A 20,356-nucleotide genomic window follows, 5' to 3' on the forward strand; every position below is an offset into this window, starting at 1 on the left:
GCCCGTGCATCGGGGTCGCAGCCCGGCCAGTCCTCTCCCCTTGGGATGCTCCGCGACGCCGTCGCACCCCAACCTCATACGAGGGGGTACGTCCTTCCGTGGTGACCAGCACAAAGCGCCGCATGCTCGACAGGCGCACCTATGTTCTCGACACCAGCGTCCTGCTGGCCGATCCGAACGCCATGGCCCGGTTCGACGAGCACGAAGTCGTGCTCCCGATCGTCGTGGTCACGGAACTGGAGGCCAAACGGCACCACCCGGAGCTGGGGTACTTCGCCCGGCAGGCCCTGCGCCTGCTGGACGACTGCCGGACCCGGTACGGCCGGCTGGATGCCCCGATCCCGCTCGGGGACCTGGGCGGGACACTGCGCGTCGAACTCAACCATTCCGACCCCGGCGTGCTGCCCGCCGGCTACCGGTTGGGGGACAACGACTCACGGATTCTCGCGGTCGCGCGCAACCTCCAGGCCGAGGGGTACGACGTCACGGTCGTCTCCAAGGACCTGCCGCTGCGCATCAAGGCGTCCTCGGTCGGGCTTCTCGCCGAGGAGTACCGTGCCGAGCTCGCGATCACCGATTCCGGCTGGACGGGAATGTCGGAACTTCCCCTCGCCGCCGAGCAGGTGGATCTGCTCTACGCAGAGGAGACGCTGTACGTACCCGAAGCCGCAGAACTGCCCGTGCACACCGGACTGGTTCTTCAGTCCGAGCGCGGCAAGGCGCTCGGCCGGGTCACCGCCGAGGGCCATGTGCGCCTGGTGCGCGGTGACCGGGAGGTCTTCGGTATCCACGGACGCAGCGCCGAGCAGCGCATCGCGCTCGATCTCCTCCTCGACCAGGACGTGGGAATCGTGTCGCTGGGCGGCCGGGCCGGCACCGGAAAGTCGGCGCTGGCGCTCTGCGCCGGACTCGAAGCCGTCCTGGAGCGCAGGCAGCACCGGAAGGTGATGGTCTTCCGCCCGCTGTACGCGGTCGGCGGGCAGGAGCTGGGCTATCTCCCCGGCACCGAGGCCGAGAAGATGAGCCCCTGGGCGCAGGCCGTCTTCGACACGCTCTCGGCGGTCGCCGGCCGCGAGGTGATCGAGGAGGTGCTGGGACGCGGGATGCTGGAGATCCTGCCGCTCACCCACATCCGGGGCCGCTCGCTCCATGACGCCTTCGTGATCGTCGACGAGGCGCAGTCCCTCGAACGGAACGTCCTTCTGACCGTGTTGTCCCGGATTGGTGCGAATTCCCGGGTGGTGCTCACGCATGACGTGGCCCAGCGGGACAACCTCAGGGTCGGCCGGTACGACGGAGTCGTCGCCGTGGTCGAGAAACTGAAGGGTCATCCGCTCTTCGCGCATGTCACGCTCACCCGCTCCGAGCGTTCGCAGATCGCCGCGCTGGTGACCGAAATGCTGGAGGAAGGCCAGATCTGACACGGGATACGACAGTTGGTGCCGCCCGGCGAGCGAAGCATCCTAGCCGGGCGGCGCCGTGCTGCGGTGGCATTCCATAAAACACTTGCTCCAAACGGGGTGTGAGCTTTCACACGCAACGGGGAATTGCTTCCCGGCGTGCCGTTCCGGCAGAGTCTTGCTTCCGTCAGGCCCCGCATACGGCACACCAGCACCTCCAGAGGTGCCACGCACCACACAACTCAACAATCGCCGTCCGTATGCCGCCCGCGAGTACCACGCGGCACTCCCTCCGGGGAGTTGTCCACCGGGCCCGTGCCTCCCGTGACCTGAGCAGTAGGGGGCCAGTGCCAGGGGCACGATTGCGTCCGCGAGGTCACCTAAGCGGGCGATGCTGGAAGGACACCGTGTGAGCCGGATCTCGGTCCGGGGGTTCGCCGTGGCGTCAGCCACCGCGGTCACCACCGTCGGCGCCGTCGTAGGCGTTGCCTCGGGCGGCACTGCCGTTGCCGACGACAACAACTTCGAGGCGACCGCAGCCGACACGACGCTTCTCGCCGACATCCCTGCGGGCCAGCAGGCCCAGGTGCAGACCGCCTCGCTGACGCAGCAGGCCGATGCCCAGGCGTCCGCGGCCGACGCGGCGGCGAAGAAGTCCGTGGAAGAAGCGGCCCGTATCCAGGCCGCCGAGGACGCCAAGTCGAAGAAGCGGGCGGCCGAGGCCAAGCTGGAGAAGGAGCGCCAGGAGGCCAAGGACAAGAAGGACGCGGCCGAGCGCGCCAGCCGTTCCGAGATCCGCAGCGCCGCCACGTTCGCCCAGCAGAGCTCGTACACCGTGGCCGAGGTCCAGGCGATGGCGCGTCAGATGGTGCCCGCCGACCAGTTCCAGTGCTTCAGCAACATCGTGAACAACGAGTCGACGTGGAACTACCGGGCGAGCAACCCGTCCTCCGGTGCCTACGGCCTCGTCCAGGCGCTGCCCGGCTCGAAGATGGCCTCCGCCGGCGCCGACTGGCAGACCAACCCGGCCACACAGATCAAGTGGGGCCTCAGCTACATGGACGGCCGTTACGGCAGCCCGTGCGGTGCCTGGTCGTTCTGGCAGGCGAACCACTGGTACTAGGAACCTCCCGAGGTCCCGGTCTCAACCCCTCGAAGCCCCTCTCCGTCCTGCGGTGAGGGGCTTCGCGCGTGTACGGTCGATCCGGACCGGCTCGGCGGGGGAGCGGTGGGGAGAGAGGGACGGGGGAATAGGGTCGATCATGTCGAAACTTCCGTGGTGGCTCGGCCGTCTGGGCGCCGAACTGACCGAACTCGGTGAGCGGCTGGAACAGCGCAGGACCGAGGCCGAGGGGCTTGAGGCCGCGCCGGTCGAGCCGCCGGAGACCGCCGCCGTACCCGTCGCTGCCGTGCCTCCCGTGCCTGCCGTCGCTGCCGTGCCTGCCGTACCGGCCGAGGCGGGCCGGCGTGCCGCCGTGGACGACCGTGTGCCGCCGCCGCCCGCGTACGCCCCTTCCGTGGGCGCCCGGCCCGATCCGGTCGCGGCGATCCCCTGGGGCATGCGGGTCGCGGCCGAAGCGGGCTGGCGGCTGCTCGTCCTGGCGGGCACGCTCTGGGTGCTGATGCGGGTCATCAGCGCCGTACAGCTGGTGGTGCTGGCCTTCGTTGCCGCGCTGCTCGTCACCGCGATGCTCCAGCCGACCGTCGCCCGGCTGCGGCGGTACGGTCTGCCGCGCGGACTGGCCACCGCGGTCACCGCGGTCCTGGGCTTCGTCGTCATCGGGCTGGTCGGCTGGTTCGTGGCCTGGCAGGTGATGGACAACATCGACACCCTCTCCGACAAGGTGCGCACGGGTATCGACGATCTGAAGAACTGGCTGCTCGACAGCCCCTTCCACGTCACCGAGCAGCAGATCAACGGCGTCGCGAAGAACCTCAGCGACACCATCGGCACCAACACCGAGCAGATCACCTCCGCCGGACTGCAGGGCGTCACCGTGATGGCGGAGCTCCTCACCGGGATGCTGCTGGCGATGTTCTCGACGCTCTTCCTGCTGTACGACGGGAAGCGCATCTGGCACTGGCTGCTGAAGCTGGTGCCCGGGCAGGCCCGGCCGGGTGTCGCGGGTGCCGGGCCGCGCGCCTGGCGGACGCTGACCGCCTATGTGCGGGGCACGGTCGTCGTGGCGCTGATCGACGCGATCTTCATCGGGCTCGGCATCTGGTTCCTCAAGGTGCCGATGGCGGTGCCGCTCGCCGTCTTCATCTTCCTCTTCGCCTTCATCCCACTGGTCGGCGCAGTGATCTCGGGTGCGCTCGCGGTGGTTGTCGCGCTGGTCACCCAGGGTGTGTTCACCGCGCTGATGGTGCTGGCCGTGGTGCTCGCCGTGCAGCAGATCGAGGGCCATGTGCTGCAGCCGTTCATCCTGGGACGCGCGGTGCGGGTGCATCCGCTCGCCGTCGTCCTCTCGGTCGCCGCGGGCGGCATGGTCGCGGGCATCGGCGGAGCGGTCGTCGCGGTGCCGCTGGTAGCGGTCACCAATACGGTGGTCGGCTATCTGCGGTCGTACGGGCAGGAGGAAGCCCTGCGGCACGCGCCGCCCCCGCGCGGGGCGACCGCGGTCGATGTCGCCCCGACGCCCGCACCGGGATCGCCGCCCGATGACAGCGGCAGAACCGAGTGAACAGGAGAAGGGCCCCGAGGACGGTCGGTCGTCCTCGGGGCCCTTCTCGTACAAGGGGTACTGCTGGTCCTACTCGGCGAGCACGGCCTCGGCATCGAGCGTCACGCCGACCGCCTGGATCACCGAGGCGATCTTGACGGCTTCCTGAATGGTCTCACGGTCCACGCCGGCCTTGCGAAGCACCTGCTCGTGGGAGTCCAGGCACTGGCCGCAGCCGTTGATCGCGGAGACGGCGAGCGACCACAGTTCGAAGTCGATCTTCTCCACGCCCGGCTTGCCGATGACGTTCATCCGCAGACCCGCACGGAGCGTCCCGTACTCGGGGTCCGACAGCAGGTGCCGGGTCCGGTAGAAGACATTGTTCATCGCCATGATGGCGGCGGCCGACTTCGCGGCGGTGTACGCCTCCGCGGAGAGGTTGGCCTTCGCCTCGGGCTCCAGCTCGCGCAGCACCTTCGGCGAGCGCGAGGCGATCGCGCAGGCGAGGACGGTGCCCCACAGCTGCTGCTGCGGAAGTTCGCTGTTTCCGATGACCGAACCGAGGTTCAGCTTCAGGTCCTTGGCGAAGTCCGGAACGGCGGCCTTCAGTTCGTCGAGTGCCATGTCGCTGTCAGCTCACTCGCCGGCGAGGAGCGCGACCGGGTCGAGGGTGCTCTCGCCCTTGGTCCAGTTGCACGGGCACAGCTCGTCGGTCTGCAGGGCGTCGAGGACCCGCAGGACCTCCTTGGGGTTACGGCCCACGGAACCGGCGGTCACCATCGTGAACTGGATCTCGTTGTTCTGGTCGACGATGAAGACGGCGCGCTGGGCGAATCCGTCCTCGCCCTCGATGCCGAGGTCACGCATGAGCTCGTGCTTCGAGTCGGCCATCATCGGGAAGGGCAGGTCGGTCAGGTCCGGGTGGTCCTTGCGCCAGGCGTGGTGCACGAACTCGGAGTCACCGGAGAAGCCGAGGATCTGGGCGTCACGGTCGGCGAACTCGTCGTTCAGCTTGCCAAAGGCGGCGATCTCGGTGGGGCACACGAAGGTGAAGTCCTTCGGCCACGCGAAGACGATCTTCCACTTGCCCTCGTAGGTCTTGTGGTTGATCTGCTCGAACTCCTTGCCGCTCTCCAGCGAAACACAAGCAGTCAGGTCGAACTCGGGGAACTTGTCACCGACAGTGAGCACTTGCTCTCCTTGCAGCGTAGGAACTCCCTTTTCGGGGAGTTCCTGAGGGTTGGACGGTCCCCACCTTGGCACAGAGTGCATTGATCAGGGAAATAGCTACACTCGGTTGTGATGATCGGAGGTGCCTATCAGTGGTGCAGAGGAATCAGGGTATTCGCCCCAAACAGCCCAGCCTGTCGCAGCTGCGCGCCTTCGCGGCCGTTGCCGAGTGTCTGCACTTCAGGGATGCGGCGGCAGCAATCGGGATGAGTCAGCCGGCGCTCTCCGGAGCCGTGTCGGCGCTGGAGGAGGTACTGGGTGTCCAGCTCATCGAGCGTACGACGCGCAAGGTGCTGCTCTCGCCGGCCGGGGAGCGGCTCGCGGTCCGGGCGCGGGTGGTACTGGAGGCCGTGGGCGAGCTGATGGAGGAGGCCGAGGCGGTCCGGGCGCCGTTCACCGGAGTGCTCAGGCTCGGCGTGATCCCGACCGTCGCGCCGTATCTGCTGCCGACCGTGCTGCGGCTGGTCCATGAGCGCTACCCGGAGCTGGACCTCCAAGTGCACGAGGAGCAGACCTCCTCGCTGCTGGAGGGGCTGGCCGCGGGAAGGCTGGACCTGCTGCTGCTCGCCGTGCCGCTCGGGGCGCCGGGAGTGACCGAACTTCCGCTCTTCGACGAGGACTTCGTCCTGGTGATGGAGCGGGACCACTGGCTGGGCGGGCGTACCGACATTCCGCGCGAGGCCCTGCGCGAGCTGCCGCTGCTGCTGCTCGACGAGGGGCACTGCCTGCGTGACCAGGCGCTCGACATATGCAGGGAGGCGGGGCGCACGGAGGGGGCGCCGGTCACCACGACCGCGGCCGGGCTCTCCACCCTGGTGCAACTGGTCGCCGGTGGGCTCGGGGTGACGCTGCTGCCGCGTACCGCGGTGACGGTGGAGACCGGTCGCAACGACGCGCTGGCCACCGGGTATTTCGCGGAACCGGCGCCTTCGCGGCGGGTGGCGCTGGGGATGCGGACGGGGGCGGCGCGGCACGAGGAGTTCGAGGAGTTCGCGGCGGCGCTGCGGGAGGCGATGGCGGCGCTGCCGGTACGGGTGACGCAGGGTATGTAGGCGGAAGGGGCGCGGTCCCGGGGGCCGCACCCCTTGCGGCTACCGCCGCATCATGCGCCACAGCGGTGGCAGCGAGACCAGGGTGACCAGCAGGATCAGTGCCGCTCCCGCGCCCACCATCGGCAGGAACAACCACCACTCGGTGACCTCCTTCGCGATCATCCAGGTCATCACCGCGCCCAGGCCGAGCCCGCCCGCGACGGCCACCACCAGACCGATGACCACGGGCACGGCGGTCTGCCAGAGCACCGACCAGCCGAGTGTGGCCCGCCGAGTGCCGAAGGCGACCAGGACGGAGAGCAGGCGCTTGCGCTCGCGCAGCTGCTCCAGCTGCGAGACCAGCATCGCGGCCGCGATCAGCAGCAGGGTCGCGGTCGCGCCGACCTGGAGACCTTTCTGCACGCTGGCGTACTGCCGGTCGCGGGCCACCGAGTTCAGGGTGCCGACCCGCATCCCCGGGTCGAGCCGCGCCGCCGTGTTCCGAACGTACTCGGCGACGTCGTCGACGCTCGGGTCCACCCGGATCTGCGCGCTGGTCTGCGCGTGGGGCAGGGTGCTCGGGTCGATCGCGCCGACCGTCGCCATGATGCCCCAGTGCTCCTCGCCCATCGGATCGCGGCGGCCGAGAACGGTCGGGGTGCCTGCGGGCAGCGTCCACAGCTTCGACTTCTCGCCGGGCTCCGACCCCGCCCGGGCGTTGAGTTCGACCGCCTTGCCCTTGCGGGCCGTCTCGTCCACCCACTTGCCGAGCGCCTTGTCGTGCTCGGGATGGACGACGAAGGCGTCGCCCTCCTTGCAGGAGCCGATCCGGGCGATCTCGCGCAGGGTCGCGCAGTCGCCGATGGTCAGCGAGGTGGTGGGCCGGAGGTCGTCGCCCTTGTATGTGCCCGGCTTGACGACGAACGACTCGACCGTGCCGATGACCGCCGTCACGCCCTTGGTGGCCCGGAACTCCTTGATGGTCCGGGTGGCCGCTTCACCGGTGACGGCCTCGGAGAACGTGCGGAACTGGGCGCGCGTCGGGTCCTGCCCCGTCACCCGGTTGAAATCGTCGGCCACCGCGGCGAACAGCATCTGCAGCGCCACCGCACCGGCGACGGCTACCGTGATGCCGCTGACCGCGCGGGAGGCCGCGCCGCTGTTCAGCTGGAGTCTGCGGGTGGCGAGCTGCCAGGGCACAGGGCCGCCGGGCAGCCGGTTCACACACGCCTCGACCAGCCAGGGCAGCAGCAGCGCGAGCCCGATCAGGACCAGTACGGCGCCGGCCGCGATCGGATACGGGTCGACCGGGGAGTACACGTCGACCTTGCCGGTCAGCGCGAGCACGGCCAGGCCCGCGACCGGTATCAGCAGCCGCCACCAGAGCCGGCGCTTGCGGATCCGGCCGCCGCGTACGACGCCGAGTGGCTCGATCACCACCGACCGCAGGGCGGTCAGCGTGACGAGCACCGCCGCCACCGGAACCGCGACGGCGATCAGGGCGGTCAGCAGGGGATCGGGGACCAGGTCCGACGGGAAGGCGCTGACGTCCCACACCTCGACGCAGCCCATGAACTGACGCCCCGCCAGGAAGAGCGCCAGGCCGATCAGCAGGCCGAGCACCGCTCCGAAGAACGCCTCCCCGGCCGCGATCCGGCGGGTCATCCGGATGTCCGCACCCACCAGACGCAGTGCGGCGAGCCTGCGGTCACGGCGGTCACCGCCGAGGCGCACGGCTGTCGCGATGAAGATCGCGACCGGCACCAGCAGCACCACGCAGATCATGATGACCAGCACGATGAGGATCGGCGGCATCTCCTTGGCCGGGCCCGGGTTGCCGTAACCGGCGATCCGGTGGCCGCCGTCGGCGGGGGTCAGGGTGTCGCTGCCCGCGTAGAAGAGCAGCTCGCGCGGAGAGACCAGGCCCGCGTCGGTGATCGTGCCGGTGATCCGGTAGGGCAGCCGCTCCTTGAGCAGGCTGCCCTCCGAAGAGCCCAGCAGCTCCTTCAGCGCGGGGGAGACCACCATCTCGTCGGCGCCGGGGAAGCTCGCGACACCCGGTGGGACGACCGGGTGGCCGCCGTCCGCGCGCATCAGGAAGCCGTTGACGGTGCGGCCGCGGTATTCCGTCTCGGCGTTGATCCGGAGCACCGAGGTGTCCGACTTCTTGACCGCGGTGTCGGGCGAACCGGAGATCGCGGCCTCGGAGCGGGCCTGATCACGGGCGGAACGCTCGTCCATCAGATGTGGTGCGGAGGCGGCGGCCAGCAGCAGGGCCACGCCGAGGCCGACACCGACGGCGGTCAGCAGGGTGCGGAGCCAGCCCTCGCGCCCGCCGGAGACGGCTAACCGGATACCGAGGCCGAGATCGCGCAGCAGGGCGGCGATGCCGGTGGGCCGCGTCGGCCGGGGCGGTGCGTCGGCGGGGGCGTTCCTGTGATCGAGCAGGGTCATACCGCGTGCTCCAGGTCGCGGGCCCGGCCGTCGCGCACGGTGACGTCGCGGTCGGAGTACGCGGCGACCCGGGCCTCGTGGGTCACCAGGACCACGGCGACGTTGGTGGACCGGGCCGCCTCGGTGAGCAGCTCCATGACCCGCTCGCCGTTGAGGGAGTCCAGGGCGCCGGTCGGCTCGTCGGCGAAGAGCACCTTCGGGGATGCGGCCAGCGCACGGGCCACGGCGACGCGTTGGCCCTGGCCGCCGGAGACCTCGCCGGGGCGCTTGGCGCCGGTGTCCTCGACCTCCAGGCGCTCCAGCCAGTGGCGGGCGGTGCGTTCGGCGTCCTTGCGCTTGGCGCCGCTCAGCCTGAGCGGCAGGGCGACGTTCTCGACGCAGGTCAGCTCGGGGACGAGCTGGCCGAACTGGAAGACGAAGCCGAAATCGGTGCGGCGCAGGGCGCTGCGCTCGGCGTCCGACATCGCGGAGAGCTCGCGGCCCGCGTAGGTGATCGTGCCCCTGTCGGGGGTGACGATTCCGGCGAGGCAGTGCAGCAGGGTCGACTTGCCGGAGCCGGACGGGCCCATCACGGCCACGACCTCGCCGGGGTGGATGGAGAACGAGGCACCGTCGAGCGCGGGCGTGGACCCGTACGACTTGTACAGGCTGTCGGCGCTGAGCAGGGAGCCGGCGGGGATCATGCGCCCACCTCCGCGGCGAGCCGGTCCAGCCGGGCGGAGGTCAGTTCCAGCCAGCGCAGATCGGCTTCGAGGTGGAAGAGTGCGTGGTCGCAGATCAGCTGGTCGGCGAGGTCACCCTTGCGCTTGCGATCGGTGAGGATGCGCATGAGACGCAGGTGCTCGGTGCGCTGGGCATCCAGCAGGGCTTCGGCGCTGCGGCCGGTGAGCAGGGCCAGGACGACCTTCGTGTAGAGCGTCGACTGGAGGTACGGCTCGGGCTTCTCCGGCTGCGTGAGCCAGGTGCCGACATCGGTGATACCTGCCTCGGTGATGGCGTACCGCTTGCGCTCGGGGCCGCCACCGCTCTCGATGCCGTCGACCTCGACGAGGCCGTTCTTCAGGAGCCGGGACATGGTCGAGTAGACCTGGCCGTAATGCAGGGGGCGGTCGTGGCCGAACTTCTCGTCGAACGTGCGCTTGAGGTCGTAGCCGTGGCGGGGGCCGGACTCCAGGAGCCCGAGCAGGGTGTGGCCGATAGACATGCCGAGCACTGTACATTGCGTGTATACCTAGGGTGTATACACGGGGGTTCGGCCCCCGGGCCCCCGGTCCTCAGTCGTCGGACGGGCTCGGCCTGTCCTTCGGAGGACGCCCCCGACGGGGGATCGGGCGGGCCGTGCCGGGCAGGCGGCCTGCCTCGGCCAGCGCCCTGCGCAGCAGGAACTCGATCTGGGCGTTCGCGCTGCGCAGCTCGTCGGAGGCCCAGCGGGCCAGCGCATCGTGCACCGCGGGATCCAGCCGCAGCAGCATCTGTTTGCGCTGCGGCGGCTGCCCGCGCCGGGGGGTCTCTTCCGTCACTGGTAAAGAGTGCCCGTATTGAGGACCGGCTGCGCCGCACGGTCACCGCACAGCACCACCATCAGATTGCTGACCATGGCCGCCTTCCGCTCCGAGTCCAGCTCGACGATGTCCTGCTCGGCGATCCGGGTCAGCGCCATCTCGACCATGCCGACCGCGCCCTCGACGATCTGCTGCCGGGCCGCGACCACCGCGCCGGCCTGCTGGCGCTGAAGCATCGCGGAGGCGATCTCGGGGGCGTACGCGAGATGGCTGAAGCGCGATTCGATGATCCGTACGCCGGCGGCCTGCACCCGGGCGGTGAGCTCCACGGCCAGCTTCTCGGTGATCTCCTCCGCGTTGCCCCGCAGGGAGAGGCCGCCCTCCTCGTGGGCGTCGTACGGGTACTCGATCGCGATGTGCCGGAGGGCCGCCTCGGTCTGGGTGGCGACGAACTCCAGGAAGTCGTCGACCTCGAAGAGCGCCTGCGCGGTGTCCTCGACCTTCCAGACGACGATCGCGGCGAGCTCGATCGGGTTGCCGTAGGCGTCGTTGACCTTCAGGACCGCGGTCTCGTGGTTGCGGACCCGGGTGGAGATCTCCCGGCTGCTGGTGAGCGGGTTGATCCAGCGCAGCCCGTCGGCGCGGATCGTGCCGACGTACCGGCCGAAGAGCTGGATCACCCGCGCCTCGCCCGGTGCGACCATCTTCACCCCCGTCATGCAGAAGAACGAGGCGATGACGAGCAGGCCCCCGAGGACCAGGACCGGGACGCCCACGCCGTAGTTCTTGTTCGAGCAGGCGATGCCGCCGCCGACGGCGAGACCGATGCCGACGATCACTCCGATCACGGTCAGCAGCAGACCGAGGCCGCCGGGGATGCTGTGCGCCGTCACCTCTCTCACCTGCGGCTCGGGTATCTGCGGGGCATCGGATGCGAGGTCGGCGGTCACCGTGGACGCGTTGTGCGGATTGTGTGGGTTGGACATGGAATCCCCCGTTTCGAAAGACGATTTGGTGCTAGCAATGTGATTACACATTACCTGAGGTGGCAACCTTGGGTGTCTTTCGTGAGTCAGTTCCCCAGTAAGGGGTGCTGATTGTCACGTCCGGAAAAGGCCACACCGCTTGCTTCTTCTCCCGGCCGACGGTGTTAGCTGGCGGGGCTGATCTGATCGAGCAGAGAAACAGGAGCAATACAGAGATGGGTCGAGCGGATGCGCGACGAGCCCAGAGGCGCGGAGCGCGGCGGGCCGCGAAGAGCGGCGGCATACGCAGACTCTTCACCTGGCGGAAGATGCTGGGCGCGTTCTTCGGGTTCTGCCTGCTGAGCATGGGCGCCTTCGTGGCGCTCTACCTGTACGTGGACATACCGCAGGCCAACGCCATGGCCGAGCGGCAGAGCAACGTCTACCAGTACAGCGACGGCACCGTGCTGGCCCGGACCGGCAAGGGGGTCAACCGCCAGAACGTGGATCTCGCCGAGGTCCCCGAGAAGGTGCAGCACGCCTTCGTGGCCGCCGAGAACAAGTCCTTCTACAAGGACCAGGGCGTCGACCTGAAGGGCACCGCGCGCGGCATCCTGAACACCCTCGCCGGCAGGGGCAAGCAGGGTGGCTCGACCATCACCCAGCAGTACGTGAAGAACTACTACCTGACGCAGGACCCGACGATCAGCCGCAAGCTCAAAGAGCTGGTCATCTCCCTCAAGGTCGACCAGAAGTACAAGAAGAGCGAGATCCTCGCCGGGTACATCAACACCTCGTACTACGGACGAGGCGCCAGCGGGATCCAGGCCGCGGCGCAGGCCTACTACGGGGTCGACGCCAAGGATCTCAACGTCTCCCAGGGCGCCTATCTGGCCGCGCTGCTCCAGGCCCCCAGCCAGTACGACTGGGCCACCGCCACGGACACCGGCAAGAAGCTCGTCAAGGACCGCTGGGGCTACACGCTCGACAACATGGTCGAGATGCACTGGCTCGACAAGGCCGAGCGCGACAGCCTGAAGTTCCCCTACCCGGACAAGCCCAAGCCCGCGCCCGGCATGGACGGCCAGACCGGTTACCTCGTCGAGGCGGCCAACAAGGAGCTGGAGAAGCAGGGCGTCACGGAGGCCCAGCGGGAGGCCGGCGGCTGGACCATCACCCTCAACATCGACAAGAAGCGGCAGCAGGAGCTGGAGAAGGCGGTCGACCGCCAGCTGGAGTCCAAGCTCGACCGCGAGAACAACAAGGTCGACGCGACCGTCCAGGCGGGCGCCACCTCCGTCGACCCGAAGACCGGTGCCGTCGTCGCGCTCTACGGCGGGGTGGACTACGTCAAGCACTACCTCTCCAACGCCACGCGTCAGGACTACCAGCCCGCCTCCACCTTCAAGCCGCTGGTGTTCGCCTCCGCGCTGGAGAACGAGTCGAAGACCCAGGACGGCGATCTGATCGGCGCCGACACCCTCTACGACGGCACCAGCAAGCGGCCGGTCGTGGGCAGCGACACCCCGTTCGCCCCGCAGAACGAGGACGACATCAGCTACGGCGACGTCACCGTGCAGCAAGCGATGGACAAGTCGATCAACTCGGTGTTCGCGCAGATGGTCGTCGACGTCGGCCCCGCCGCGGTGAAGCAGACCGCGCTCGACCTCGGGCTGCCGGACAAGAACTTCCCCGAGCGCCCCGCGATCACGCTGGGCACGATGAACGCCTCGACGTGGGACATGGCGGGCGCGTACGCCACGCTCGACAACCACGGCAAGAAGGTCACCCCGTTCATCGTGAAGTCCGCCAAGCACCGCGACCGCACGGTCGAGCCGGTCGAGGGCATCGGCAGCCAGGTGATCAGCCGCAAGTCCGCCGACACTGTCACCTCCGTCCTGCAGCACGTCGTGGAGGACGGCTCCGGCCGGGCGGCCAAAACCTCGGCCTACGAGGCGGCGGGCAAGACGGGCACCTCGGAGAACAACAAGGCCGCTCTGTTCGCGGGCTACACCCCGGAGCTCAGCACGGTCGTCGCACTGTTCGGAGAGTCCCCCAAGAACGGCGCGCAGGTCAGCCTGACCGGTACCGCCAACTCCGGCCGGGCCAACGGTGGCGGCTTCCCGGCGCAGATCTGGGCGGACTACACCCTGGGCGCGCTGAACGGCGGCTCCAGTGCCAAGTTCGACCTGCAGGACGTCGAGTCCGGCGAGGTCACCCTGCCGACCAGCGCGGCGACGACCCCTCCGGCGGCCCAGAGCCCCGACACGTCCCCGTCCAGGCAGTCGAGCCCGCCCGCGCAGAGCAGCCCGGGCAACTCGCCCAGCCAGTCGGCCAGTCAGTCCCCGGAGGAGTCGCCGAGCCAGTCCCCGGAGGAGTCGCCGAGCCAGTCCGCGGGCCCTCCGGACGAGGGAACGGACTCCGGGGGGCCGGGCAACGGAAACGGCAACGGCAACCCGCCCAAGCAGTGAACGCATGAGAGAGCGGTGAACGCATGGGTCAGGGGCGGTGCCGGCCGGCACCGCCCCTGACCCATGCGTCCGCGTGCGACGGTGTCAGCCGCCGTTGACCTTCTTGGCGACCCGGTCGCCGAGATCCTTGTCGACGTTGCGCCAGTACTGCAGCGAGCGCTCCAGGACCGGGGCGCTCACCCCGTCCAGCAGATGGCCGGAAATGTTGGACACCAGCCGCTCCCGCGCCGCGTCGTCCAGGACCTTGCGCACCATCGTGCCCGCCTGGCCCCAGTCGTCGTCCTCGCGGTGCAGCTTGTACGCCTCGTGCACCATCTCGCCCGCCGTGGCCCAGCCGGCCGGGTCGCCGAAGCGCTCGGTGTCCGCGGCCGGACCGCCGTACGAGTTCGGTGCGTAGACCGCTCCCGTACGCGTCGGCTCGTACCGCATCGGGCCGTCCTTCGCGTACGAGTTCCGGCCGAACCGCGGACGGTTCGGCGGCAGCTGCGCGTAGTTCGGGCCGATCCGGTACCGGTGGGTGTCCGGATACGAGAAGAGCCGGCCGAGCAGCATCTTGTCGGGCGACGGACCGATGCCGGGCACCAGGTTCGACGGCTCGAAGGACGCCTGCTCGATGTGGACGAAGAAGTCCTCGGGGTTCTCGTTGAGCGTCATCCGGCCGACCTCGATCTCCGGGTAGTCGCCGTGCGGCCACACCTTCGTGAGATCGAACGGGTTGAACCGGTAGTCCGGTGCGTCGTCGAACGGCATGATCTGGACATACAGCGTCCAGCTCGGGTGGTCACCACGCTTGATCGACTCGAACAGGTCACGACGGTGGACGTCACCGTCGATGCCCGCGATCTCGTCGGCCTCGGCCTGGGCGTAGAAGTCGATGCCCTGGTCGGTCTTGAAGCGGTACTTGACCCAGAATTTCTCGCCGCCCGCGTTCACCCACATATAGGTGTGCGAGCTGTAGCCGTTCATGTTGCGGTACGTCTTCGGGATGCCGCGGTCACCCATCAGCCAGGTGACCATGTGCGCGGACTCGGGGGAGAGCGTCCAGAAGTCCCACTGCATGTCGTGGTCACGCAGGGCACTCTCCGGGCGGCGCTTCTGCGAGCGGATGAAGTCCTGGAACTTCATCGGGTCGCGCACGAAGAAGATCGGCGTGTTGTTGCCGACCATGTCGTAGTTGCCGTGCTCCGTGTAGAACTTCAGGGCGAACCCACGAGGATCGCGCCAGGTGTCGGGAGAGCCCTGTTCACCGGCGACCGTGGAGAAGCGGGCGAGCATGGCGGTCTGCTTGCCCGGCTGGAAGAGGTCCGCCTTGGTGAACTGGCTGATGTCGTTGGTCACCTTGAAAATGCCGTAGGCGCCGGAGCCCTTGGCGTGGACCACTCGCTCGGGGACCCGTTCCCGGTTGAACTGGGCCATCTTCTCGATGAGGTAGTGGTCCTGGAGCAGGATCGGACCGTCGGATCCGACAGTGAGCGAGTGCTCATCGCTCTCCACCGGAATTCCGGCGTTGTTCGTGGTGTAGGGGGTGTTCCTGGTCTTCGATTCCTCGGGCACGAGCGTCCTCCCGTCGGTGGGGGTTTCGGTCAGGTCGTCTCGTTCACGACTGAAGTCAACTCCGCCGACAGGAGGTCGGCAACATTTGGCTACCGTCCGTGCAGGGCTCTTGTCCGCCCCGGCCCGGACCCTCCTACTGGCCCCGGACCGGCATCTCGAACCAGACCACCTTGCCGGTCGAAAGACGTGTCGCTCCCCACCGTCTGGCCAGCCGGTTCACGAGGAACAGGCCGCGGCCGCCCTCGTCCATGTCCCGGGCCCGGCGCTGCCGGGGCAGCTGCGGCGCGTCGTCGCCGACCTCGCAGCGCAGGATGTCGGTGCGCAGCAGCCGCAGAGTCACCGGCCGCTCCGCATAGCGCACCGCGTTGGTCACCACCTCGCTGACCAGCAGCTCCACCGAGTCGGAGAGATCGTCGAGCCCCCAACGGCTCAGTGCCCGGCGGGCCAGCCTGCGGGCCCGGCCCGGAGCGGTCTCCTCCGGTTCCAGGTGCCAGTACGCGACATCACTTGGCGCGATCCCGTCGAACCGGGCGGCCAGCAGCGCGATGTCGTCGTCCCGGTCGCCGGGGCCGAGCATGTCGAGCACGTCGTCGCAGAGGGCCTCCAGTGGCGGCGAATGGTCCGGGCCGGTGAGCTGGGCGGTGGCGGCGAGCCGTTCGCGCAGCTGCTCGATCCCGGTCCAGACGTCCCGCAGCCGGGACTCCACCAGACCGTCGGTGTACAGCAGCAGCGTGGCGCCCGCGGGCGCGTCCAGCTCGACGGCCTCGAAGTCCACACCGCCGACGCCGATCGGGGCGCCGGACGGCACCCGCAGCACCTCCGCGAGGCCGCCCAGATGGAGCAGGACGGGCGGCGGGTGCCCGGCGTTGGCGATGGTGATGCGGTGCGCCACGGGGTCGTACACCGCGTACAGGCAGGTCGCCATGCGGTCGCTGCCGAGCCGCTGTGCCTGTTCGTCGAGGTGGTGCAGCACTTCCTGCGGCGGAAGATCGAGCCCGGCGAGGGTCTGTGCGGTGGTGCGCAACTGGCCCATGATCGCCGCGGACGTCATGGAGTGGCCCATGACGTCGCCCACGACCAGGGCGACCCGGCTCCCGGGCAGCGGGATCGCGTCGTACCAGTCGCCGCCGACCCGGGCCGTCTCCGCGGCCGGGAGATAACGGGAGGCGAGCCGGACGCCGGTCGGCTGCGGCAGCGAGTCGGGCAGCATGGTGCGCTGCAGCTCGTCGGCGATGTACGCCTCGCGGCCGTACAGCATGGCCTTGTCGATGCCGAGCGCGGTGTGCGTCGCCAGCTGCGCGGCGACCAGCAGGTCGTTGGCCTCGAAGGGCGGCCGCTCGGTCCCGCGCAGGAAGACGGCGGCGCCGATCACCCGTCGCCGTCCGCGGAGCGGGGCGAGGATCGCACGGTGTCCGGTGGGTGCGCTCCGTCCGGTGCCGAGCAGTTCGGGCAGCGCGGCGCGGGCCGCTGCGGAGTCGCCGAAGACCGGCCGTACACCGCGCAGCACCTCGGCGAGCGCGCCGCCCGAGCGGACCTCGCACAGGTCGGCCGCCGGAGGCAGATCGCCGTGCGGATCGATGGCGGGCAGCCGCAGTCGTTCGATCTCCGACGAGCTCTCGGTCTCCTCCTCGTTTAAACGCAGCCGGTCCGACCGGCGCAGCCGCAGGACGAACGGGGAGACCGGCCGCTCGTCACCGACCGGGAGCGGGTCGCGGAGGTAGACCAGTATGGCGTCGGAGAACGTCGGCACGCTGGCCCGGCACAGGCCCAGCACGATCTCGTCCAGGTCTATGCCGCGGGCGATCCGCCGGGTGGCGGCCCCCACGAAACGCAGCCGGTCGCCCTCGCGACGGGCCGCGGCCTGTGGGTCGAGTCCTGCGGGGCCGGCCGCGGGGGCCGCCGGATTCGCTCCTGCGCCCGGCGCCGTGGCCGGGCCGGGGATCGCGACGGCAGGGGAAGCAGCCGGCTCGGCATCCTGCTGCCGAGGCCGGGTGCGTTCCTGCGACCGGGCGGCGAGAGGCTGCCGGCCTTCGTGGGAGGTGGGATGCTCCGTCACGCGTGGGGTTCCGTCCGTCCGGGCCGGTTGTATGAGGCAATCACCTCGTGGGGCGCTACTGTGCCCCGGTAAGAGCGGCGATAACAACGGCTGTCACCGGATGCCCACGAACGAGGGGCTGAAACCGGATGCTCGCAGCATGGTTCGGCGACAACGTTTCCGGCGCCGGGGCGGGCGACAGCGAGCACGTCTCCACCCCCTCGTAGTGGCTCAGGCGACTCATACGGCTGATGCCGCTCATACAGCTCGTGCAGTGCGTGGTGCTCGTGCGATCACTTGTGGTCAGGTCCGGTGCCGCGTCCGCCGGTTGGAGCGGAGCGGCCCTCCGGAGGGCGATCCTACGGTTGCCCCCCTGGGGTGCATCAAGGGTCTCACGACGGCATATGCGAGGGGATGCGGTCCCAGTCATCCGGAAGTGCGGGAACCCGCCAGCGCGGATCGGGCCGCCAGTCCTCCCAGCCGTCCCGGAAGGGCGTGCCCCAGTCCCGGATCACCTCGACGGCCGCGAGGCCCGCCTCCCGTACCCGCTGCGCGGTCTCGGGGGGCATCAGGCCGACCCGCTGAGCCTGGGCGAACTCGTCCTCGTCGCGCCAGACCCAGCTGCGGTCCGGGTAGACGGAGATGTCGAGAAAGTGATCCTCGGAGTCGATGCCGCCCGCCCAGCGGGTGCGCGGTTTCTCCAGGTTCACGTACCAGCTGCGGAACCGCCAGCCGGGCTCCCAGAACAGCCAGACCGACCAGGGTTCACCGGGACGGGCGAGCTTCAGCACGCCGTTGCCCAGCCAGGCCGAGCGGACGGTGGTGCGCGGGGCGGTGTAGCGGGTGGCGAGCGGCTCGTCGTGCACGTCGGTGCCGTTCGCCAGCACCGGCTTCACACACTCGGTGCCGGGGGCCACCCATACGGCGAGCAGCTCGTCGGTGTCCTGGACGACGGTGACGGGCCGACAGATGTGGACCGGCCCCTGGGCGTGACCCGGCGCGGCGTCCCGCCGCGGCGTGCCGTTGCCGAGGTAGCGCCACAGGATCTGATCGCCCGGCGCCCAGCGCTCGATGTATCCGGTACCTGCCATGGGCAGATCTTAGAGATGCCGCAGCCCGGTTGCTGCGACACATGTCACGGGCGGGTCATACGCAGCACGTCCAGCGTCTCGTACAAGGGCTGTCCCGTAATCCCTGGTGGGCGCACGACGACAGCTGCGGCACCTCGCCCCATGGGGTTCAACCTCCAGAAAAAGTTGAGCACTTGTCTTGTTCTGTCTATTCCCAAGACGCCTACTGACCAGTAGACACCGGGGTGCTGCATTTTCCCGGGGGACGACCCCGTACCCCCATGCAGCAACCCGGGGAGGCGCAATGAGGCGTACCAGGCACAGACTTCGCAGTACGGTCGCGGCCGCCGCGGCCATGGCGGCGGCATTGGGCGGTATGGCTCTCGCCGCGGGACCGGCGGGCGCGGCAGACCGGTCCGGTTCCACCACCACCGCATCCACCCCCCTGTCGCCCGAGCTGGAGGCCATCCGCGCCGCCGAAGCCACCCGGCTGTACGGCGACCCGGCCGAGCGTCCGCTCGCCGACCGCAAGACGGGGCTGATCTCGCTCGGCGACAGCGAGATCTCCGGCGAGGGCGTCGGCACGTACGAGGCGGGCACCAACGGCCCCGACAACTGGTGCCATCGCTCGTCCGACTCCGCCATCCACCGCACCGGCATCCCGGCCGACGTGACGTACAACGTCGCCTGCTCCGGCGCGTACACCGGCAACATCGTGATCGGCGGATCGAAGCAGTACGCCGACGAACTCGTGCAGAGCGACAACCTCGCCATCAAGGCCCGCAACACCCGCATCAAGATGATCCTGCTGGTCGCCGGCGCCAATGACGACCTCCAGTTCGGCCCGGTCATGACGGACTGCGTCCAGCGCTGGGTGCTCTCCCAGGGCACCTGCCAGCCGAAGTACGAGGGCGGCTGGCAGGCGCGCATCGACGCGCTCGTCCCGAAGGTCGAGAAGACGGTGCGCGACCTGAAGACCGTCATGTCCGACGCCGGATACGGCAACAACGACTACAAGCTGGTGGTCATGGGCTACCCGAGCCCGATCGGCCCGGACTTCTACGACAACCCGAACTTCCCGGGCAAGCTTCCCGGAGGCTGTGCCGGTTACGACTCCGACGCCTCCTGGGGCCGTAACGTAGCCGTCCCCGCCTTCGAGCGCGGTATGCGCAAGGTCGCCGCCGACACCGGAGCCGTCTACCTCGACAACTCCCGGCTCTTCCACGGTCACGAGGTGTGCAGCGAGAACACCTGGGCCCGGGGCCTCTACATCGACCTGGCGCACTTCCCGCCGGACTCCAACTCCGTCCGGCAGTCCTACCACCCGAACGATCGCGGCCACGCCGCCTTCGCATCCTGCCTGACCCAGATCTACAACTCGGGCCTGCGTGAGGCGAGCTGCGCAGACCCGGCGAGCACCGGGAAGCCGGTGCTCCAGCCCGCGGCGTGGGACGACGTCTTCAAGCCGCTGAAGAACGAGGCCACGGGCACCTGCGTGGACGTCCCTGCCTCGGTGACCCGCAACGGCACCGGGATCAGCGGCTGGGACTGCCACGGCGGCCGCAACCAGGGCTGGTGGTACGACTCCGGCACGAAGAGCATCCGCACGGAACTGAGCCACGACCGGTGCCTCGACGTGCCGGGCGCCGACTACAAGGCGGGCGCCTCGCTCGTCGTGTGGAACTGCTCGGGCGCGGCCAACCAGCAGTTCGTCAAGGAGTCGGGCACCTTGCGCCCGGCGGCCTCGACCGGGCTGTGCCTGACGCTCGCGGCGGCCAAGGACCCGCTGAAGCTGCAGAGCTGCGACGGCAGCGCGAAGCAGCGCTTCGCGTAAGACCGACCGGCACATGGGGGGTTGGAGAAGGGGCGGGGGGGGCGCGGCCCCCCCCCCCCCCCCCCCGGGGGGGGCCCGGCGGCACCAACCCCCCCCCGCCGGCCCCCCGCAGGACCGGCACGGCGGCCCCCCCCACCCCCCGCGCCC

General features: G+C 69.5%; 16 protein-coding genes. 6 read left to right on the forward strand and 10 right to left on the reverse strand.

The features are described 5' to 3' along the window. Positions 1 to 98 precede the first annotated feature (98 nt). The 3 genes from ACH4EW_RS02645 to ACH4EW_RS02655 all read left to right on the forward strand — a co-directional run bounded on the left by ACH4EW_RS02645 (position 99) and on the right by ACH4EW_RS02655 (position 4,084). Entirely contained in the window at positions 99 to 1,421 is a 1,323-nt protein-coding gene (locus tag ACH4EW_RS02645) for a PhoH family protein (RefSeq protein ID WP_398250332.1), read from the forward strand. A 388-nt stretch (positions 1,422 to 1,809) separates the two neighbouring features. After that, positions 1,810 to 2,523: a lytic transglycosylase domain-containing protein gene (locus tag ACH4EW_RS02650; protein WP_398250334.1), complete on the forward strand. Its 714-nt coding sequence runs from the start codon at positions 1,810 to 1,812 to the stop codon at positions 2,521 to 2,523. Between the two features lie 139 nt (positions 2,524 to 2,662). Next, positions 2,663 to 4,084, forward strand: a complete 1,422-nt coding sequence (locus ACH4EW_RS02655; RefSeq protein ID WP_398250336.1) for an AI-2E family transporter — start codon at positions 2,663 to 2,665, stop codon at positions 4,082 to 4,084. Positions 4,085 to 4,153: 69 nt separating this feature from the next. On the opposite strand, the gene ACH4EW_RS02660 is transcribed toward ACH4EW_RS02655, so the two are convergent. Further along, positions 4,154 to 4,687 carry an alkyl hydroperoxide reductase gene (locus tag ACH4EW_RS02660; protein WP_072483998.1) on the reverse strand — a complete coding sequence of 178 codons (534 nt, stop codon included), beginning with the start codon at positions 4,685 to 4,687 and terminating at the stop codon, positions 4,154 to 4,156. A gap of 12 nt (positions 4,688 to 4,699) precedes the next feature. Then, positions 4,700 to 5,254 carry a peroxiredoxin gene (locus ACH4EW_RS02665; RefSeq protein WP_358857928.1) on the reverse strand — a complete coding sequence of 185 codons (555 nt, stop codon included), beginning with the start codon at positions 5,252 to 5,254 and terminating at the stop codon, positions 4,700 to 4,702. 131 nt (positions 5,255 to 5,385) lie between these two features. Between ACH4EW_RS02665 and ACH4EW_RS02670 the strand changes: the two genes are divergently transcribed. Continuing rightward, positions 5,386 to 6,345 (forward strand): hydrogen peroxide-inducible genes activator, encoded by a 960-nt coding sequence (locus tag ACH4EW_RS02670; protein ID WP_398250339.1) that lies wholly within the window; start codon positions 5,386 to 5,388, stop codon positions 6,343 to 6,345. 39 nt (positions 6,346 to 6,384) lie between these two features. On the opposite strand, the gene ACH4EW_RS02675 is transcribed toward ACH4EW_RS02670, so the two are convergent. The 5 genes from ACH4EW_RS02675 to ACH4EW_RS02695 all read right to left on the reverse strand — a co-directional run bounded on the left by ACH4EW_RS02675 (position 6,385) and on the right by ACH4EW_RS02695 (position 11,266). After that, positions 6,385 to 8,778 (reverse strand): ABC transporter permease, encoded by a 2,394-nt coding sequence (locus ACH4EW_RS02675; protein ID WP_398250341.1) that lies wholly within the window; start codon positions 8,776 to 8,778, stop codon positions 6,385 to 6,387. Then, positions 8,775 to 9,461, reverse strand: a complete 687-nt coding sequence (locus ACH4EW_RS02680) for an ABC transporter ATP-binding protein (protein WP_398250343.1) — start codon at positions 9,459 to 9,461, stop codon at positions 8,775 to 8,777. Before ACH4EW_RS02680 ends, ACH4EW_RS02675 begins: the two co-directional genes overlap by 4 nt. After that, complete coding sequence (locus ACH4EW_RS02685) at positions 9,458 to 9,982, reverse strand: helix-turn-helix transcriptional regulator (protein WP_398250345.1); 525 nt, start codon at positions 9,980 to 9,982, stop codon at positions 9,458 to 9,460. Before ACH4EW_RS02685 ends, ACH4EW_RS02680 begins: the two co-directional genes overlap by 4 nt. Before the next feature lie 70 nt (positions 9,983 to 10,052). Then, positions 10,053 to 10,298, reverse strand: a complete 246-nt coding sequence (locus ACH4EW_RS02690) for a hypothetical protein (protein ID WP_398250346.1) — start codon at positions 10,296 to 10,298, stop codon at positions 10,053 to 10,055. After that, on the reverse strand, positions 10,295 to 11,266 hold the full coding sequence (locus tag ACH4EW_RS02695; RefSeq protein ID WP_398250348.1) for an SPFH domain-containing protein: 972 nt from the start codon (positions 11,264 to 11,266) through the stop codon (positions 10,295 to 10,297). The genes ACH4EW_RS02690 and ACH4EW_RS02695 overlap by 4 nt, the downstream gene beginning before the upstream one ends. A 215-nt stretch (positions 11,267 to 11,481) precedes the next feature. Between ACH4EW_RS02695 and ACH4EW_RS02700 the strand changes: the two genes are divergently transcribed. Further along, on the forward strand, positions 11,482 to 13,716 hold the full coding sequence (locus ACH4EW_RS02700) for a transglycosylase domain-containing protein (protein WP_398250350.1): 2,235 nt from the start codon (positions 11,482 to 11,484) through the stop codon (positions 13,714 to 13,716). An 84-nt stretch (positions 13,717 to 13,800) separates the two neighbouring features. Here ACH4EW_RS02700 and ACH4EW_RS02705 read toward each other — a convergent pair whose 3' ends face one another. The 3 genes from ACH4EW_RS02705 to ACH4EW_RS02715 all read right to left on the reverse strand — a co-directional run bounded on the left by ACH4EW_RS02705 (position 13,801) and on the right by ACH4EW_RS02715 (position 18,396). Next, a complete protein-coding gene (locus ACH4EW_RS02705) occupies positions 13,801 to 15,270 on the reverse strand; it encodes a catalase (protein WP_398250352.1) in 1,470 nt (489 codons plus the stop codon). Positions 15,271 to 15,403: 133 nt separating this feature from the next. Next, complete coding sequence (locus ACH4EW_RS02710) at positions 15,404 to 17,326, reverse strand: SpoIIE family protein phosphatase (protein WP_398250354.1); 1,923 nt, start codon at positions 17,324 to 17,326, stop codon at positions 15,404 to 15,406. A 371-nt stretch (positions 17,327 to 17,697) separates the two neighbouring features. Continuing rightward, entirely contained in the window at positions 17,698 to 18,396 is a 699-nt protein-coding gene (locus ACH4EW_RS02715) for a DUF402 domain-containing protein (protein ID WP_398250356.1), read from the reverse strand. Positions 18,397 to 18,679: 283 nt separating this feature from the next. Between ACH4EW_RS02715 and ACH4EW_RS02720 the strand changes: the two genes are divergently transcribed. Then, positions 18,680 to 20,209: a ricin-type beta-trefoil lectin domain protein gene (locus ACH4EW_RS02720; RefSeq protein ID WP_398250358.1), complete on the forward strand. Its 1,530-nt coding sequence runs from the start codon at positions 18,680 to 18,682 to the stop codon at positions 20,207 to 20,209. Positions 20,210 to 20,356: the final 147 nt, after the last annotated feature.

Origin of the sequence: Streptomyces sp. NPDC018000 (assembly GCF_044328025.1) — a bacterium.
Taxonomy (GTDB): domain Bacteria; phylum Actinomycetota; class Actinomycetes; order Streptomycetales; family Streptomycetaceae; genus Streptomyces.

Coding starts and splice junctions, on each gene's coding strand:
- ACH4EW_RS02680 (WP_398250343.1), bottom strand. CDS start 9,461: ATGATCCCCGCCGGCTCCCTGCTCAGCGCCGACAGCCTGTACAAGTCG.
- ACH4EW_RS02720 (WP_398250358.1), top strand. CDS start 18,680: ATGAGGCGTACCAGGCACAGACTTCGCAGTACGGTCGCGGCCGCCGCG.
- ACH4EW_RS02685 (WP_398250345.1), bottom strand. CDS start 9,982: ATGTCTATCGGCCACACCCTGCTCGGGCTCCTGGAGTCCGGCCCCCGC.
- ACH4EW_RS02660 (WP_072483998.1), bottom strand. CDS start 4,687: ATGGCACTCGACGAACTGAAGGCCGCCGTTCCGGACTTCGCCAAGGAC.
- ACH4EW_RS02655 (WP_398250336.1), top strand. CDS start 2,663: ATGTCGAAACTTCCGTGGTGGCTCGGCCGTCTGGGCGCCGAACTGACC.
- ACH4EW_RS02675 (WP_398250341.1), bottom strand. CDS start 8,778: ATGACCCTGCTCGATCACAGGAACGCCCCCGCCGACGCACCGCCCCGG.
- ACH4EW_RS02715 (WP_398250356.1), bottom strand. CDS start 18,396: ATGGCAGGTACCGGATACATCGAGCGCTGGGCGCCGGGCGATCAGATC.
- ACH4EW_RS02695 (WP_398250348.1), bottom strand. CDS start 11,266: ATGTCCAACCCACACAATCCGCACAACGCGTCCACGGTGACCGCCGAC.
- ACH4EW_RS02700 (WP_398250350.1), top strand. CDS start 11,482: ATGGGTCGAGCGGATGCGCGACGAGCCCAGAGGCGCGGAGCGCGGCGG.